This window comes from Empedobacter sp. UBA5924 (genome assembly GCF_002431085.1).
Lineage (GTDB): Bacteria > Bacteroidota > Bacteroidia > Flavobacteriales > Weeksellaceae > Empedobacter > Empedobacter falsenii_B.
Window position 1 is genome coordinate 1 of record NZ_DJDM01000015.1, and the last position, 16,645, is coordinate 16,645.

Annotated in this window: 17 protein-coding genes and 1 riboswitch; of the genes, 9 read left to right on the forward strand and 8 right to left on the reverse strand. The window is 31.6% G+C overall.

Going from position 1 to position 16,645, the window contains the following annotated elements; genetic code table 11:
- Positions 1 to 52: 52 nt before the first annotated feature.
- The gene (locus tag B3792_RS03450; protein WP_291068874.1) at positions 53 to 2,455 is read right to left on the reverse strand and encodes a TonB-dependent receptor; all 2,403 of its coding nucleotides are present in this window, start codon (positions 2,453 to 2,455) and stop codon (positions 53 to 55) included.
- Positions 2,456 to 2,754: 299 nt separating this feature from the next.
- On the opposite strand from B3792_RS03450, the gene B3792_RS03455 reads away from it, so the two are divergent.
- The 6 genes from B3792_RS03455 to B3792_RS03480 all read left to right on the forward strand — a co-directional run bounded on the left by B3792_RS03455 (position 2,755) and on the right by B3792_RS03480 (position 6,103).
- Positions 2,755 to 3,519, forward strand: coding sequence for a Rossmann-like and DUF2520 domain-containing protein (locus B3792_RS03455; RefSeq protein ID WP_280035387.1), 765 nt, complete (start codon positions 2,755 to 2,757; stop codon positions 3,517 to 3,519).
- A complete protein-coding gene (locus tag B3792_RS03460; protein ID WP_286479257.1) occupies positions 3,516 to 4,040 on the forward strand; it encodes a KdsC family phosphatase in 525 nt (174 codons plus the stop codon). The genes B3792_RS03455 and B3792_RS03460 overlap by 4 nt, the downstream gene beginning before the upstream one ends.
- 11 nt (positions 4,041 to 4,051) lie before the next feature.
- Positions 4,052 to 4,636, forward strand: a complete 585-nt coding sequence (locus B3792_RS03465; RefSeq protein ID WP_291068877.1) for a Maf family nucleotide pyrophosphatase — start codon at positions 4,052 to 4,054, stop codon at positions 4,634 to 4,636.
- 75 nt (positions 4,637 to 4,711) lie between these two features.
- Positions 4,712 to 5,278, forward strand: coding sequence for a nicotinate (nicotinamide) nucleotide adenylyltransferase (gene nadD / locus B3792_RS03470; protein ID WP_291068879.1), 567 nt, complete (start codon positions 4,712 to 4,714; stop codon positions 5,276 to 5,278).
- Between the two features lie 31 nt (positions 5,279 to 5,309).
- Positions 5,310 to 5,666 carry a hypothetical protein gene (locus B3792_RS03475; RefSeq protein WP_280035389.1) on the forward strand — a complete coding sequence of 119 codons (357 nt, stop codon included), beginning with the start codon at positions 5,310 to 5,312 and terminating at the stop codon, positions 5,664 to 5,666.
- Entirely contained in the window at positions 5,663 to 6,103 is a 441-nt protein-coding gene (locus B3792_RS03480) for a GNAT family N-acetyltransferase (RefSeq protein ID WP_280035390.1), read from the forward strand. The genes B3792_RS03475 and B3792_RS03480 overlap by 4 nt, the downstream gene beginning before the upstream one ends.
- Here B3792_RS03480 and B3792_RS03485 read toward each other — a convergent pair.
- From B3792_RS03485 to pth, 3 genes are read right to left on the reverse strand one after another with little or no spacing between them, the layout of a single operon-like run.
- The gene (locus tag B3792_RS03485; protein ID WP_280035391.1) at positions 6,100 to 6,330 is read right to left on the reverse strand and encodes a DUF3820 family protein; all 231 of its coding nucleotides are present in this window, start codon (positions 6,328 to 6,330) and stop codon (positions 6,100 to 6,102) included. The two genes, B3792_RS03480 and B3792_RS03485, sit on opposite strands and share 4 nt — an antisense overlap.
- Positions 6,330 to 6,743, reverse strand: coding sequence for a rhodanese-like domain-containing protein (locus tag B3792_RS03490; protein ID WP_280035392.1), 414 nt, complete (start codon positions 6,741 to 6,743; stop codon positions 6,330 to 6,332). The genes B3792_RS03485 and B3792_RS03490 overlap by 1 nt, the downstream gene beginning before the upstream one ends.
- A complete protein-coding gene (pth, locus tag B3792_RS03495; protein WP_291068883.1) occupies positions 6,733 to 7,299 on the reverse strand; it encodes an aminoacyl-tRNA hydrolase in 567 nt (188 codons plus the stop codon). Before pth ends, B3792_RS03490 begins: the two co-directional genes overlap by 11 nt.
- A 114-nt stretch (positions 7,300 to 7,413) precedes the next feature.
- Here pth and B3792_RS03500 point away from each other — a divergent pair, with 114 nt between their 5' ends.
- From B3792_RS03500 to B3792_RS03510, 3 genes are all read left to right on the forward strand, one after another.
- A complete protein-coding gene (locus tag B3792_RS03500; RefSeq protein WP_291068885.1) occupies positions 7,414 to 7,929 on the forward strand; it encodes a TlpA family protein disulfide reductase in 516 nt (171 codons plus the stop codon).
- 184 nt (positions 7,930 to 8,113) lie between these two features.
- Positions 8,114 to 9,094: a glutathione synthase gene (gene gshB, locus B3792_RS03505; protein WP_291068887.1), complete on the forward strand. Its 981-nt coding sequence runs from the start codon at positions 8,114 to 8,116 to the stop codon at positions 9,092 to 9,094.
- Complete coding sequence (locus B3792_RS03510; RefSeq protein WP_291068889.1) at positions 9,091 to 11,097, forward strand: flavohemoglobin expression-modulating QEGLA motif protein; 2,007 nt, start codon at positions 9,091 to 9,093, stop codon at positions 11,095 to 11,097. Before gshB ends, B3792_RS03510 begins: the two co-directional genes overlap by 4 nt.
- Before the next feature lie 38 nt (positions 11,098 to 11,135).
- Here B3792_RS03510 and B3792_RS03515 read toward each other — a convergent pair whose 3' ends face one another.
- From B3792_RS03515 to B3792_RS03530, 4 genes are all read right to left on the reverse strand, one after another.
- Complete coding sequence (locus B3792_RS03515) at positions 11,136 to 12,422, reverse strand: APC family permease (protein ID WP_221855630.1); 1,287 nt, start codon at positions 12,420 to 12,422, stop codon at positions 11,136 to 11,138.
- 69 nt (positions 12,423 to 12,491) lie between these two features.
- The gene (locus B3792_RS03520; RefSeq protein ID WP_291067034.1) at positions 12,492 to 14,879 is read right to left on the reverse strand and encodes a TonB-dependent receptor plug domain-containing protein; all 2,388 of its coding nucleotides are present in this window, start codon (positions 14,877 to 14,879) and stop codon (positions 12,492 to 12,494) included.
- A gap of 53 nt (positions 14,880 to 14,932) precedes the next feature.
- Positions 14,933 to 15,036, reverse strand: a riboswitch (SAM riboswitch).
- Positions 15,037 to 15,094: 58 nt separating this feature from the next.
- Positions 15,095 to 15,694, reverse strand: a complete 600-nt coding sequence (locus tag B3792_RS03525) for an aminotransferase class IV (protein ID WP_291068892.1) — start codon at positions 15,692 to 15,694, stop codon at positions 15,095 to 15,097.
- Positions 15,678 to 16,637: an aminodeoxychorismate synthase component I gene (locus B3792_RS03530; protein ID WP_291068894.1), complete on the reverse strand. Its 960-nt coding sequence runs from the start codon at positions 16,635 to 16,637 to the stop codon at positions 15,678 to 15,680. The genes B3792_RS03525 and B3792_RS03530 overlap by 17 nt, the downstream gene beginning before the upstream one ends.
- Positions 16,638 to 16,645 lie beyond the last annotated feature (8 nt).

The following is a 16,645-nucleotide window of genomic DNA, read 5'->3' on the forward strand; positions in this document are numbered from 1 at the left end:
CACAGTTAGTAAGATACTACCTAAGAATATTTAAATGAAGAATGTTTTTAATTTATTGTAATCCTATTCCACCACCATTTTGCTCAGTTTTATTCTGTTGAGCTTCGGCTCTTGATTTTACCTTACCACCGAAGTTGTAATTAAATCCTAAATAAAATGTTCTTGATTCCCATTTGAATTTTGCAAAACCTTCGTATGGATTATCCATATTAACACGTGCTTTCATTGTATTGAAAATATCATTTACACGAGCTGAAAATGATGCTTTTCCTTGCATAAAACTATATTTTATTCCTAAGTCCATACGCCACATATCTAACATTTCTCCTTGTAAAAATTTATTTTTACCTCTGAAGAATCCAAATTGTTGTAAACTTAATTGTTTTGTTAATGTATAAGTATTATTCATTCTCAATGACAATGTATTCGCTGTAATTTTCTTAACAACAGGATTATTATTTTCATCCTCTATAACACTTTGCATTTCTGATGAAGTAAAATCTCCGGCAAGATAAGTACTCATCCATTTAGTTAATTTATAGTTCCAACTTGCTTCAACTCCATAACTATTCACTTTATCATAATTCATATTATATTGTATAAAAGCTGATTCTACTTCTGGATCTTTTTTGAAAGTCTGAATAATATTATCAGTTACATGACGGTAAAATAAATTTCCTGAAATTGATCCTTTTTTCAATTGTTTCAAATACCCTAATTCAATTGAGTTTGTATATTCTGGATTAAGTTCTGGATTACCTTTACTTGACATTAAAGCTGTCGTAAACTGAGGTACAGGTGTTAACTGATACATTCCTGGACGATCAATTCTTCTACTATAGTTAAATGATAATTGATCCTTTTCTGTCAAATCATATGTTAAGAAAGCAGATGGAAATAAATCTGTATAATCTTTTTTCAAAGTTCCAGAGTTATTAGGCGCAAATAACCAATTTCCATCATCCTCTACACGTTCTAATCTCAATCCTATTTGAGCTCCGAATTTGTTGAATTTTTGTTTATAATTCGCGTAACCCGAATAGAATTTACGCTCAAATTCAAAATCAACATTTGGATTAAAGTTTACAGCATTTTCAGTAATTATATCTGTAGATCTTAAAATATTATCATTCGTTTCTCTTCTGAATTGTAAACCTGTTTCTAATTTTCCAGCATCTTTTATTTGATTCGTATAATCTAAATTGATTCGAGTATTCGTTGTTTTATCATTTCGATATTCTTGATAGAACTTACTTTTTGGGTATGTGTTGGTGTAATCTCTATCATCATCTTCTTTACTTGTCGAATAAAATGCATCCAAAATAATATTATGATCTTCTTTTTTGAAATCATGTTTGAAGTTTAAACTATAATCCGAACTTTTTGAATCTGACCAAATATCATTTCTATTCAAATCATTTTTTACACCTTGTAAAATATTTGTATTAATTAACGCATTATGATCTCCATTCCATTGATTTGTATAAACTGTCAATGCATTTTGATCATTAATAAACCAGTCAAAACCTGCTTTATAAGATAAATTTCTATTTTTATTATTCTGAATATCAAACAACTGATCTATATTATCAGAATAATTCTGACCAATACCATTTTGTTTAGATGGACGATCTGCATAATTTACATTACCAAATAAATTGAACTTTCCTACATTTACGTTTGCATTAACAGATGAATTGAAACGTGATTTTTTACCTTGCTCGTATCCAGCAATCAAACCAACATTATACCCTTTTTTCTGTCCTTTTACCAATACGATATTAATGATTCCAGATTTTCCATCAGCTTCATATTTAGCAGACGGATTTGTGATAATTTCTATACGTTGAATTTGATTAGAAGGAATTTGTTTCAGTAATTGAGCTGCAGATTGAGACGACGGCTTACCATCTACATAAACTTTTACATTTTCATTTCCTCTCAACGATAAAGCACCTGATTGTTGGTCAACATTAACTGAAGGAATATTATTCAGAACCGATGCAGCATCTGTACCAGCAGAAACTAAATCGTTCCCCACTTCTACAACACGTTTATCTATTTCATTACGATATTGTGAAGTTTGCGCACGAACAAATGCTCCTTTCAGTTCTACGGTTTCCGCTTTTTCTACTTGTAAAATGATGTTACCTAAATTTAATTCACCTCCTTTTACCTCTGCAGTTGTTACAGATTGTTGATAACCAAATTCTGTAATCACCAAACGATAATTTCCGTCTTCTAAATCTGGAATTTCAAATGTTCCGTCTGCGTTCGCATACACTTCATCGAATAATTCTTTTGAATCTGCTTTATAAATCTGAATCGCAGCCATACCAACCGCTTCATTTTTTGCATTTTCAATCTTTCCTTTCACAGGATGTTGTTCCTGCGAGAATCCGTAAATAGAGCAAACGGAGAAAAGAATAGCTAAAGTAAATTTGTTTAATTTCATAGTTAATATTTTTTAACAGTACTATGTTTTACATAATACATAATAAGAGTTGTCCGTACTTTTTCCTAATTAGACGTTTTAAAAAATGTTTTGTTACAAAATTTTTAAACTTTTTTTAAATTTTAAAGTACTATGTTTTACATAATACGTAAACCCAATTGTTGGATGATTTTACTAATAAGACGCAACAACTTCAAAAATGTTACAAGAATTTTTAATTTTTTTTTAAAATTTTTTTCCTCGGTTGAAAAACTTACATTTATCATTCAATTAATATTAATCAAAAAATTGCTAAAACATTGAGTTCAATTGTCATATTAGGTGCAGGAAATGTTGCGTTTCACTTAACTCGTGCATTAATCGAAAACACTTGCAATGTTCGACAAATTTTCAATAGAACATTAGAACATGCTAGAGAAATCGGAGAAGCAAATAGAATTTCGTATACTGATAAAATTTCTGAAATAGAAAAAGCAGACATTTATATTATTGCAAGTGCCGATTCTGGAATCGAAGAATTCTCTCATTATATTCCGTATGATGATGTTTTGGTTGTTCATACTTCTGGATCCTCTCCAATGTCTGTTCTGAAAGGCGATTACCGAAAAGGCGTTTTTTATCCATTGCAAACTTTTTCGAAAGAAAGAACAATGCGTTATGATAATATTCCATTTTTCATCGAAGCAGAAAATCCTGAAGATTTGAAAAAATTGAATGAATTAGGAAATCGTATTTCAAACGAAGTTCACGAACTAAATTTTGCAAGTAGAATGCAAGTACATATGACAGGTGTTTGGGCAAATAATTTTGTCAATCATTTATATTATATCGCTGGAAATATTTGTGAACAAAACAATGTTCCGTTCGATGTTTTGTTGCCTCTTATACAAGAAACAGCAAATAAAGTAATCGAAATGAGTCCTAAAGATGCGCAAACTGGTCCAGCAAAACGTGGAGATCAAGTCATTGTTGATCGTCATTTAGAGGCCTTACAAGATGATTCGAGATTATTACAGATTTACCAAATATTGACAGATTCAATCAAACGAGTTTACGAAAAATGATAAGTTATAAAGAAAAACTAAATAACATTAAAACCGTTATTTTAGATGTGGATGGAGTTTTGACAGATGGAAATTTAATTTTATTACCAACTGGCGAAATGGTGAGAACAATGAATACGCGCGATGGTTATGCGATGCAATTAGCCATCAAACAAGGAATACGAATTGCAGTGATTACTGGAGGAAGAGATGAAGCTGTTGTAAATCGTTTAAAATATTTAGGCTTAACTGATATCTACGTGAATAAACGTGATAAAGTAGAAGCTTTCGAAGATTTACTTTTTTCTTATGGATTAGATCCTGATGAAATAGCGTATATGGGCGATGATTATCCAGATTTAGCTGTGATGAATTTAGTTGGATTATCAGCTTGTCCTAACGATGCTTGTATGGATGTACGCAAAGCTTCAGAATATATTTCACCAGAAAACGGAGGGAAAGGTTGCGTTCGCGATCTATTAGAACAAATTTTGAAAGTTCAAAACAAATGGTATAATGCAGAAGAAGTAGCTTCTGTATAAAAGAATTTGAAATGTTATTAACAGAAAAATTAAAAGATACCAATATCATTTTGGCATCACAATCGCCAAGAAGAAAAGAACTTTTAGCTGGATTAGGATTGAAATTTTCGACAATTTCATTGGATATTGACGAAACATTTGATCGCAACGAATTCAAGAAAGAACAAATCACCGAATATCTTTCTGCTAAAAAAGCAAAAGCTTATACGGATATTCAACCAAATGATTTGATTATTACATCGGATACAACTGTTTGGGTAGATGATGAATCGTTAGAAAAAGCTTCGAATAGAGAGGAAGCGTACGAAATGATTAAAAAATTGAGTGGAAAAACACATTCTGTTTATACATCAGTTACGATTCGTTCTGTAGAGAAAGAAGTTACCTTTTCAGACGAAACACAAGTGACTATCGCAGATTTAACAGACGAAGAAATTTATTTCTACATTGACAATTACAAACCTTTCGATAAAGCGGGTGCTTACGGCGTTCAGGAATGGATTGGTTATATTGGTGTGGACAATATGAATGGAAGTTATTTCAATGTAATGGGACTTCCTACACACAAGCTATATAAAGAATTGGTAAAATTCTAAACATATCATCCAGCTTCGGCTGGATTTTTTTATTCTACAATTATCGTATTTTTGTTTTTCTAAAAAATCAATTTTATGAAAGTCGGTTTATATTTTGGATCATTCAATCCTATTCATGTCGGACATTTAATTATTGCCAATCATTTTCAACAATTCACCGATTTGGATCAGGTTTGGTTTGTGGTTTCGCCTCAAAATCCGTTGAAGAAAAAAAGTTCTTTGGCAAATGAATATGATCGATTAGAAATGGTAGAATTAGCGATAAAAGATTATCCTAATCTGCGTGCATCTAACATCGAATTTACCTTACCAAAACCGTCGTACACAATTGATACGTTAATTCATCTAAACGAAAAATTTCCTGAGCATGACTTTGCACTGATTATGGGTTCTGATAATTTGGATGGAATCTCGAAATGGAAAAATGCCGATATTTTAATGCGCGATTATCAATTTTATGTTTATCCGCGTCCTGGTTATTCGCAAGAAGAAAATTACGATAATGTCGAAATAGTTGAAGCCCCTTTGATGGAAATATCTTCTACATTTATCAGAAATGCAATCAAAGATGGAAAAAATATAAAGCCAATGTTACCTCCAAAAGTTTGGGAATATTTGGATGGAAGTAATTTGTATGGATAATTTAATTTGAAAATGATAGAATTTGAAGATTATGGATTGGGAAAATTTTATAGAATATGAATCATTAATAATTCAAAAACAATTTGCTGGAGAAATTCGATTTGGTCCAACTTTTTTCTCGCTTAATTCTAATCCAGAAATTAAAGAATTGAATAATAAAATCTTTGGAGATTGGTTTTATAAACACAATTCGATGATATATTTACAACAATGGAATTCTACTAAAAATCCAGATATAAATCTTATTTCAATAAATATATTTACACTTGAATATAAAATTGTATTAGAAAATATAAAATCTGTTTTTGGGGAAATGAGATGCAGAAATAATCAATTATATTTTGTAGATAAATACAATAAAAAAGAATATTTAATCACAGAATCATGACAAAACAAGCTACTATAAATAATTTAGACGAATTGGTTCCTTTATTTGATGCATATCGTCAATTTTATGATAAGAAATCTGATGTAAAAGCAGCAGAAGAATTTCTAAGAGCCAGAATTGTAAATGATGAATCGGTTATCTTTTTAGCCTATAATAAAGACGAAAAAGCCGTTGGTTTTGTACAATTGTTTCCTTCATTTTCATCTACTCGAATGAAACGTTTTTGGATTTTGAATGATTTATTTGTTTCGCCAGAATTTCGCGGACAAGGTTTTGCAAGAGAATTGATTGAAGAAGCAAAAAGTTTATGCCGTAAAACTGATGCTTGCGCGATGCTGTTAGAAACCAGTGTTACGAATGATATTGGAAATTCATTATATCCAAGTGCTGGATTTCAATTGCGCGATGATGCAAATTTTTATGAATGGGAAGTTTAACCAAATTGACGTTTTAATTCGTAGATAATATCTTCTAAACCATTTAGTTTTATTTCGTAAACGGTGGATAATAAAACGCCTAATTTTCCTTTCGGAAAACCACCTTTACCAACAAACCATTCCAAATAAGAAACAGGTAAATCGCACAACAATCGCCCTTCGTATTTACCGAAAGACATTTTTGTTGTGACAATTTCTTTTAATATTTCGGGACGAAATCCTTCCATTATTTTACTACAGTTCCTTTGTACGTCGACATTCCATCTTTGAAATTCTTCGCATTTTTGAAACCTTTTTCTTGCATTTTTTCTGTTGCTAATTTTGCTCTAACACCAGATTTGCAATAAATGAAATAATTCTTTTTTGTATCTAATTTCTGAATCTCTTCTTCGAAATTTGGATTTTTTACATCAATGTTTACCGCTCCAGGAACATGACCTTCAGCAAATTCTTCAGGTGTACGAACGTCTAACAAAACATTCTTTTTGTTCTTGAAATTGATTTCATTTACATTATCTAATGTCGAAGTTACTTCTTCTATTCTCGCTTCTTTTCCTTCTGAACTTGACGAATTGCTTGCACAAGAACCTAAAAAAAGTGTTCCCGCAATCATTGCAACTCCTAAAATTTTATTTACCATTATATTGATTCATTGTATTCTCTAATCCTTGAAAAACAAACGACAAAACTGCATCAGCAGCCAAATTTAATCGTTCATTCATTTTTTCATTTTCTTCTGCCGACCAATCGCCTAACACATAATCCACTTGTTTACCTTCCGAAAACTCATTTCCTACACCAAAGCGTAATCGCGCATAATTTTGTCCGCCAACTTTATTTTGAATATCCTTCAAACCATTATGTCCACCATCGCTACCTTTTCCACGCATACGAATTGTTCCGAAAGGCAAGTTCAAATCATCCGTAATGACAAAAATATTCTCTAAAGAAATATTTTCTTTTTTCATCCAAAAACGAACCGCATCTCCACTCAAATTCATGTATGTATTTGGTTTTAATAACGTAACTGGACGCGCTTTGTATTTGAATTGTGCCACTTCACCAAAATTTGATGGCGAAAATTTAGCATCAACTTTTTTAGCAACTTCTTCAACAACCTTGAAGCCAATATTATGACGAGTATTTTCGTATTGAGCACCAATATTACCAAGCCCAATAATCAGATATTTTTGCATGAAACAAAATTACATCTTTTTGCAATGATTCGAAATAAATATTTAACTTCGCTTTAAAATCTACTAAATTGGTATAGATTTTGAAAATACAAGAAATCGATAAAAAAATTTATCATGAACAAAATAATTAGCGTTTTTATATTATTTATTGGAATGAATGTGTTTGCGCAAAATATTCCGTCGGTGATGAAAACTGAGTTTCCCGCTGCTGCTTTGCAAGATAGTGTAGTTAATTTGGATGGAAATTCGGCAACCTTAGAAAAAGTTTTTTCGAATTATAAAGGAAAAATTGTTCTATTAGATTTATGGGCAACTTGGTGTGGAGATTGTATCAAAAACATGCCAGCTTTGAAATCGTTGCACGAAAAAAATCCTGATGTAACCTTTGTTTACCTTTCAATGGACAAGAATGAGGAAGCTTGGAAAAATGGTATTGAAAAATATCAAATTGAAGGTCAACACTTTTACTTAGGGAACAACTGGAAAGGCAATTTTGGCACAGGGATTGATTTAAATTGGATACCGAGATATTTGGTTCTTGATCAAAATGGAAAAATTGCAGATTACTACAGCGTAAAAGCTGATGATCCTAAAGTTCAAGAAACAATTGATCGTTTAAGAAATAAATAGTTTATAGTTTACCAACCAAATGGTGATTGAAATTGAAAAATCAATCACCATTTTCTTTTATTAATCATTAGAAATCAATATCTTTCATAGAATAAAAATAAATATTCTATAATTTTTTATAGATCATTTTTTGTATCAAACTTTTAGTTATTATTGCATTGATTTTAATACCCTTTTTATTTATATGAAAATATGCTTCGTAATGTATCCTTGGGACAAGGTTGAACCAAGTAAAGACACCACTATGCGAATTATTAAAGAATGCGTAGATCGTGGATTTGAAGTATCCTATTTAACAAAAAAAGATATCTCTATTGCCAAGGGCAAAGTTGTGGGAAACTGCAAAAAGATGATTACTACAGAAACAAATGATTGTGTTGAGTTTTATCACACGATGAAATTTGAAAGTAGTATAAAAGATTTGACCGAATTTGATATAATTTTTATGAGAGCCGATCCACCAATTGATCCGCTTTTGTTGAATATGTTAGAATTAATCGAAGATAAAGTTTTCTTCGTGAATAAAATTTCGGGATTACGTAAAGCAAATAATAAAATATACGCCGCATCTTTTGATGATGGTCTAGAAACAATTGTTCCTCAAACACTTATTACAAAAGATATTGATTTGATAAAATCGTTTGTAGAAGAAAATAATTTCGAGAAATTTATCATCAAACCTTTAGACGGAATGGGTGGTAAAGGTGTTATACTTTTCGAACGAAAAAATATTGGTAACTTAAGCTCGATTTGCGATTTTTATATCAATCATACCGGATATTCTCAGCCTATTATTTGTCAAAATTATATAGAAGGTGCAGAAAAAGGTGATGTTCGCGCTATTGTGATTAATGGTGAACCGATTGGTGCAATTATGCGTGTTCCTGCAGAAGGTGACCACCGTTCTAATATTTCGGCTGGTGGTTCTGCGATTAGACACGAAATGAGTGAACATGAGTTAGATTTATGCCGTAAAATAGGAAAACAATTAAATGAAGATGGAATTTATTTTTGTGGTATCGATTTGATTAACGGAAAAATGGTTGAGCTAAATGTAGTAAGTCCTGGAGGAATTGTTCCTCACAATAATGTAAACAATAACAACGAAATTCAGAAACAAATCGTGTCGATGTTATTGGAGAAATATAAAGAATTTAAAGCATGAAATCCATAAGTATACAGCAAATTTTAGAGAATATTGAGAACGAAATTGTATTTGAAGCTTATGCAGAAGACGAATCATTCAAAATAAAAATCGACGAATACATTCCTTACGTTTGTGCTGCCATTCATGATGGTGGACAAATGCGCGAAGATATTCGCGAAAAATGTTTATTAAGCAATTATGAACGTTGGTACGAGGAAGATCCGCATACTGCTGAGTTTGTAGAAACTTTTCCAATCTTAATTCAAGGTTGTGATTCTCGATTTGAATACGATCTAAATCGTGGTCCAGAAACTGCTGTGTACGAAGAAGCTTGGGGAAAACAGGTTTGGAAAGAGCCTTTGTCGGTTTCTCAAAAACAAAAAAGTATTGCAAAACATCACGCTTTTTATGAAGTTTTAGAAGCTTTAATCAACAAGCTTGAAACTAAATTTAAGTCATGCTTGGTTTATGATATTCATTCGTACAATTGGAAACGCTGGGATCGTCCGGTTCCTGTGTTCAACATTGGTGCGGAACGAGTTGATAACGAACGTTACGGAAATTATGTAGAAAGTTGGCGCGATGAATTGGCAAATATTGAGTTAGAAAATATTCACAATTATTCGGCGATTAACGATGTATTTTATGGACGAGGATATTTGTTAGAATTTGTTACAAATCGATTCAAAAATACGTTGGTTTTAGCGACAGAAGTTTCGAAAATTTATTGTGATGAATTAACTGGAGAATCTTTTCCGGAGATTATTAACCAAATAAAAGAAGGTTTCAAATCGGCAATTCTTAACCATGCTTATGAGTTTGTAAAAACAGAAACGACGTACAAAGTAGGTTCTAAGCAAGTAAATATTTTGCACAATGAATTAGAATCTGACTTGGTTAAAATTGATAAACAATTGTATCAATTGGTTCAGAATTTTGAATTGTTAAGTGTTATCAATCCGATCAATTTAGAATTTGAAAAGAAGAAATTTTTAGCTTCAAAATATACATACGAACCACAATTTAAATACAATCCGCTTAACATTGATCCATTCGAATTTAAACGAAAATTATCGAATATTAAAGTCGAAAAAATCAATGATATTAGTATTCAAAATATGTATGTTAATACGATTAACGCTTATTTTGATAAGGTCGATTTATTAGCCAATCTTGGTACGGATAAATTCTTATACAATTCGTTGCGTTACTTTGGCGAACCATCCAAAAAAGATATCGAAAATGCGAACTTTATCCTTTATTGTCCTGAATTTAGAATGGATAAACAAGGAAATTATACAGAGGAAGAAGTGGTTAATCTTTTTAGAAATGCTACAAATGATTATGGTTTCAAATTTGACATCGAAGTTTCGGATGATATCGCATCAAAAGCACTTGTAATCAATAGCAAGAGAAAAGTTGTGATTAAACGTGGCGTTAAGTTTGACAAACGTTTTACAAATGGTTTAATTGAGCACGAAATTGGAGTTCACATGGTGACAACCATGAATGCGTTGGATCAACCATTAAAAATCTTTAGTATTGGTTTACCTGTAAATACATTAACTCAAGAAGGTTTAGCAATTTTAAGTGAATATTATTCTGATTCTATTAATCATAGCCGATTAAGAGAACTTGGTTTACGCGTTATGGCAGTTCATATGTTAACAAGCGGAAAATCGTTCAATGAAACGTTTATGGTTTTGATGGAAGAATACAAAATGCAACCAGAAGACGCATTTTATCTGACAACTCGCGTTTATCGTGGTGGTGGTTTTACAAAAGATGCACTTTACTTGAAAGGTTTGAAAACGATTTTGAATTATGTCGATCAAGGACGTTCTTTGGATAATTTATTGATTGGAAAAACTTCAGTTGAATACATTGATACAATTGACGAATTAGTTGAACGTAAAATGATTAATAAACCAAAATATCATACCAAAATTTTCAAAAAACATCTTGAAAATCCAGAAATCAACCCTATTTTACAATATATTTTTAACGGAATAAAAGATTAAAAAATAAAAACCCACTCAAATTTGAGTGGGTTTTGTGATTAATTCTCTTTCTCAATTCTTTTATCAAAATAGAATAATACAATTCCTAATGCAATAATACCTAAACCAAATAAACTTTCTTTTGGTTTTTGCATCAAAACGAAATAACAGATATATAAACTAAATGCTAAAAATATAGCAGGCAAGATATAAAAGAATTTACTTTTGATAATAGTTAATTGATCTTGTTTGATAAAGAAAGCTGTACAAACTGCTAATGTTGCTAATATTTGTAAAACAAACGATGTATAGGTAAAAATCACTTCAAAATCTCCTGAAAAAATTAGCAAAATACTAATTGCTGTATGCACCCAAATTGCACGAACTGGAATTCTATTTTTGTTCTCTTTCGCCATAAAATTCCACAATTTATTTTCGCGCGCTGTGGCTTGCGTCAAACGAGAACCAATCCACAAATAACCGCTAATCGTCGCAATCAATTGTAAAGCAATAAAGCAACTCACCCATTTTACATTATTTCCAAGCAGATTACCGAACGAAATATTTGCAACATTTTCTTGTCCAGCCAAAGTTGCTGCTGATGCATGTTTCAAGAAAACATAATTTAGCAAAACATAAGAAATCGTGACAAAAATAACGCCTATAAATAGTGCTTTTGGTAAGTTTTGTTTTGGTTGCTCAATTTCTTCTACGATGTATGAAGCCGAATTCCAACCTGTATAAGCAAAAGTAACATAAACCAAAGACGTCGCAAATGCAGGAAGTAACAATTCATTTTTCCAAGTCGAATCAAAAACTACCGCATTTGGCTCAACTGCTGGAGCAAAATAAAAACCTAAAGCAATTAAAACAACAATAAATACAACTTTTAGAATAGTAAAAATATTCTGAAAGTTACTACTCAAATTTAGACTGAATGATTGAAAAACGGCAACAATCAAAATCATGGCTATTGCAAATTCTTTTCCTAAATCAAACCCGAAAACATTCAAGTATTTTCCCATTGCCAAAGCCGCTAAAGAAATTGGCGCTGAGAAACCAACGAATAAAGAAATCCAACTTGATAAATAACCAAAAACGGGATGAAATGTCCGAGATAAATAAATATAATCTCCTCCTGATTGTTTAAATTTTGAAGCTAATTCCGAATAAATAAATGCGCCAATCAACGCTAACAATCCTCCTATTGACCACAATAATAAGATAGAAGTTGTATTTTTTAAATCAGAAATTTGATAACCCAAACTGGTAAAAACACCTGTTCCGATCATATTCGAAATCACTAAAGCTGCTGCGGTTTTCCAACCAATTTTTGAATGCGCCATACACAAAAAAATGCCAATTGAATGTTTGAATTTACATTAAAATTGACACTTAGAATATTTTATTATTGATTAAAATTTAAAACTTGCACGCGCAAAATAATACGCTCCTGTCATCCCCATTTGAACCGGTGCATACGGAAAAACTCCATAATAAGAATTTTCGTAAACTTGTTTGTCTGGGAAAACATCAAACAAATTATTTGCACCAATTGTAAAGTTGAAATTCTTTGTGATATCATAACCAATCGATGCATCTGTCACCACTTTTCCCGTGTGTTCTTGGATACTTCCCCAAGGATATCCATCTTTTGTCACTTTTCCGAAATACGTGTTACGCACCATAAAATTGAATCCAGAAATTGCATAATTCAATCCTAAAGTTGCTTTTGTTTTTGGACTTAATGATTCGATAATATTGACTTGATCAGGACCAAAAAATTCATCTGTTGGAATTGTCAAAGCGGTTGGAAAATGATAACCGACAATCTTTGTTTCATTGATATTTCCTGATAAACTTGCATTCAATTTTCCTCGACCTAAACGAGTATCATAGGAAATTACTAAATCCAAACCTTTGGTTTCAGTATCAATTGCATTCGTAAAAATACGTGCTGTCGCAACATTATATTTTTCTAAAGCAGGATCTGTGATATCAGAAGTCAAGACAATTCGGTCATCAACTTTTATAAAATATCCATCCAATGTGATAAATAATTTTGAAGTCGGACGAAATGTTAAACCTAAACTTGCATTGATTGATTTTTCTTCTTTTAATTTATCCAAACCAATTTCTTTCGACAATTCAGACTCATTTCGAATAATTCCTTTTGTTACCAAAACTTGATCACCATTATCATTCAAGAATAAATCGGTATACGAATTACTGAAATATTTTTGTTGTAAAGAAGGTGCTCTAAATCCTGTCGAAATCGCTCCACGAACCGAATATCCTTTTGCGTATTCATATCGCATCGCTAATTTTCCGTTGATTGTACTTCCAAAATCTGAGTAATTTTCAAATCGTCCAGCTAAATCAGCCGTAAAATCTCCAAATTTCAATTCTCCATCTACATAAGCCGCAACTGAGTGACGATCACCTTTTACAACATTCAATGGAGAAAACCCTACAAAAGATTCAGATCCAGAACCTGAATAAGACGCTTCATCTCCAGCTTCAATTTTATATTGTTCAAAACGATATTCTCCTCCAAACGCTAAACTAACATTTTGATTGATTCGTTTCGAAAAATCTAAATTGACTGTATTTTGTAAAAATTGATGTTTCCCAGCGTAAAAATCGGTTGGAGAATTTAAGCCTAATGATTGATTAATTGAATTTTCTAAATCATACTTGAATGAATTTAATCCAAAAGTATTGCTCAAGTCAACTCTCCATCCATCATATGAATAACGTAATCCTGTAGAATTTGAATAATCATTTACATTAGATTTTAACGTTGCTTGAAAACCATTTGGATAAATTTTTAACGCATCTTCAGACAATTCACTTGGCAATCTTCTAAAACCAAATCCATTACCTTGGCGCAACGAAACTCCTCCAAATGAATAAAAATCTAATCGATCATTAATCGCCGTTTCAGCATTTACAAAAAATTGTTGATTCTTGATTGCCGCATCTCCAATTTGAAATCTAAAATCTTTTCTCGAAAGCCCTAAAGCAGCAATTTTAGCGTCATCCACAGCTCTTGCTACATCTGGATCATCTGCAAAATCGTACGCGAAATTATCTCCAAAAATATCTAAATTATGATCTTTCGAGCGATTTGTTTTTTTACGTTCACTTACAACAGCCGAAAAAACAATTGAACCTGATTGTCCTAATTTCGTTCCATAACTTCCGTTAAAATTATACGTTTCACCATCATTTCGAGAAGTCTGACCATACGTCAAAGATGCATCACCACCTGGTTTAGATTTCAAAACAATATTTACAACTCCCGCAATTGCATCAGAACCATATTGCGCAGCCGCACCATCACGTAAAACTTCAATTTTATCAATTGCTGAAATCGGAATTGCGCCTAAATCTGTTCCTACAGAACCATTTCCAACTGTATTTTGGTAATTCACCAACGAAGTTGTGTGACGTCGTTTTCCATTAATCAAAACCAAAACCTGATCTGGTCCCATTCCACGCAATGTCACAGGATCGATATGCTCCGTTCCATCGGCAGATGATTGACGAACAGAATTAAAAGAAGGAATAACCACATTCAAAATATCATTCACACTCAATTGAGGAGAAGACGTTTTCAATTTCTCAACATCGATAATATCGACAGGAACTGACGAATTAACCACCGTTCTTTCTGATGTACGACCACCGATTAAAATAACTTCGTTAAGATTTGTTTCCTCCTTTTCAACTTCTTGAGCAAAAAGTGTAGATGCGCAAATAAATGCGAATGAAGCAAGTAAAAATTTGTTTCTTTTCATTTTTAATTATCATAAAACTTTCAAGAAACCAACAGATAAAAGTGAAATACTTTTACTCATCTTTCCCTCTAATAGGTTGGATTTAGCACCTTAGATTATAAGTCATCTGGTTGCTAAGGTTTCACAGGGCCAATCCCTCCACCTTTCTTGATAAGTTATGCAAAGGTAATGTTAAAAAATGAAAACGCAAACAATACTCTATCAATTTAATAGAGTTATTGAATTAACAACGAAATATCCAATTCTTGGCTTTCGTCTAAATTCATCATCGCATTGATTCGTTTGAATGATTTAAAATTAACTAAATCTGAAACTTTTATATTTTTCTGAATGATTTCGCCTGATTGCAACAAAGCTTCTCTCATTGTTCCTTTCAACAAAAAACTTCGCGGCGTGATCCATTGAGAACCGTCAAAAAAAACAATATTCGAATAAATACAATCGGTAATATAATTTGATTTCACCAAGACCAAATCATCTGTTTTTGATTCTTTTAAATACTCATCAAAAAACCAACGATCTAAATATTTGTAGGAATAATCAATTTTATTTTCGATTTCAAAAAGTTGAATACTTTCAATTGGTTTGATTTGATACGATTGAAATTCTACCGATTGAATTTCGCGATCATAAACAATTCTAGCTTTATATTTTTCGTCTGTTAAGTCTGACGGAAACTTAATAATTTCATCTAATAAAATCGGATTGATTTCGGTAAAATTATCATTTCTTGTTCGATCAAATCTCGCTTGATGAAATTCTAAATTTCGAAGTTGTTTATTCACACAACAAATCGATTCAATAAATTGGAACATATACTTTTTGTATTAATTCTTCGTATTCTGCTTTCGCTTTGCTTTTTGCCGTTATTCCTCCTCCACTCTTGAAAAACAATCCGCCTTGATTATTTTCAATGAAACGAATCATCACAGCACTATCAAGATTTTCGCCATCAAAAACACCGAAAACACCTGTATAAAAATTTCGATTATACTTTTCTGCTTCTAAAATAATTTCGATGGTTTTCTTTTTTGGCGCACCACAAATAGAACCAGCAGGTAGAAGTTGATCGAAAATCGTTCCTAAATTTTGATAATAATCATCATTCAAATCACCTTTAATTTCGGAACTCACCTGTAACAATGTTGTATCATTTGTCTTCACCTCATCCATGTAGCGATAATTTATCACCTCAACATTTTCGGAAACAAGACTCAAATCATTTCTGATTAAATCGACAATTGTAGCATGTTCGGCAGCTTCTTTTTTATCATTTAAAATCAGTTGTTTTGCATTTGAAATAGAAGCATCAATAGTTCCTTTCATAGGATTTGAAAAGATTTTTTGATCTTCAATTTTCACAAAACGTTCAGGAGAAAAACAAACAAATTCGTCTTTATATTTCAATTTATATTTTGCTTCAGAAAACTGAAAAATATCATTCAAAGACAAATCTGTTTCAATTTTTGTTGGAAGCGTTAAATTCGTTAAATATGAATTTCCAAACAAAAGATTCTCATGAACATAATTGAATTTTGGCAAATATTCGTCAAAGGAAATCGGAAATTTATTGAATTTAAAATCTTTCTGAAAAGATTCTTTTTTTGGCGAATCTATTTCAAATTTTATCTCATCAGGTAATTCATTTAACGGAATTACTTCTCCATTTTCTTTTAAAAAATCGATCATAAAAAAAAAGGGAACTTTTGCAGCTCCCAATTCATTCATTTTCGTAAAAATCGAATGCTTTGCTAACATTCGATAAA

Excerpts from the sequence above, each read along its gene's own strand:
- B3792_RS03515 (WP_221855630.1), bottom strand. The coding sequence starts at position 12,422 with ATGGCGCATTCAAAAATTGGTTGGAAAACCGCAGCAGCTTTAGTGATT.
- gshB (WP_291068887.1), top strand. The coding sequence starts at position 8,114 with ATGAAAATATGCTTCGTAATGTATCCTTGGGACAAGGTTGAACCAAGT.
- B3792_RS03530 (WP_291068894.1), bottom strand. The coding sequence starts at position 16,637 with ATGTTAGCAAAGCATTCGATTTTTACGAAAATGAATGAATTGGGAGCT.
- B3792_RS03460 (WP_286479257.1), top strand. The coding sequence starts at position 3,516 with ATGATAAGTTATAAAGAAAAACTAAATAACATTAAAACCGTTATTTTA.
- B3792_RS03525 (WP_291068892.1), bottom strand. The coding sequence starts at position 15,694 with ATGTTCCAATTTATTGAATCGATTTGTTGTGTGAATAAACAACTTCGA.
- B3792_RS03465 (WP_291068877.1), top strand. The coding sequence starts at position 4,052 with ATGTTATTAACAGAAAAATTAAAAGATACCAATATCATTTTGGCATCA.
- B3792_RS03510 (WP_291068889.1), top strand. The coding sequence starts at position 9,091 with ATGAAATCCATAAGTATACAGCAAATTTTAGAGAATATTGAGAACGAA.
- B3792_RS03520 (WP_291067034.1), bottom strand. The coding sequence starts at position 14,879 with ATGAAAAGAAACAAATTTTTACTTGCTTCATTCGCATTTATTTGCGCA.
- B3792_RS03450 (WP_291068874.1), bottom strand. The coding sequence starts at position 2,455 with ATGAAATTAAACAAATTTACTTTAGCTATTCTTTTCTCCGTTTGCTCT.
- B3792_RS03480 (WP_280035390.1), top strand. The coding sequence starts at position 5,663 with ATGACAAAACAAGCTACTATAAATAATTTAGACGAATTGGTTCCTTTA.
- B3792_RS03485 (WP_280035391.1), bottom strand. The coding sequence starts at position 6,330 with ATGGAAGGATTTCGTCCCGAAATATTAAAAGAAATTGTCACAACAAAA.
- B3792_RS03475 (WP_280035389.1), top strand. The coding sequence starts at position 5,310 with ATGGATTGGGAAAATTTTATAGAATATGAATCATTAATAATTCAAAAA.
- B3792_RS03500 (WP_291068885.1), top strand. The coding sequence starts at position 7,414 with ATGAACAAAATAATTAGCGTTTTTATATTATTTATTGGAATGAATGTG.
- pth (WP_291068883.1), bottom strand. The coding sequence starts at position 7,299 with ATGCAAAAATATCTGATTATTGGGCTTGGTAATATTGGTGCTCAATAC.
- B3792_RS03490 (WP_280035392.1), bottom strand. The coding sequence starts at position 6,743 with ATGGTAAATAAAATTTTAGGAGTTGCAATGATTGCGGGAACACTTTTT.
- nadD (WP_291068879.1), top strand. The coding sequence starts at position 4,712 with ATGAAAGTCGGTTTATATTTTGGATCATTCAATCCTATTCATGTCGGA.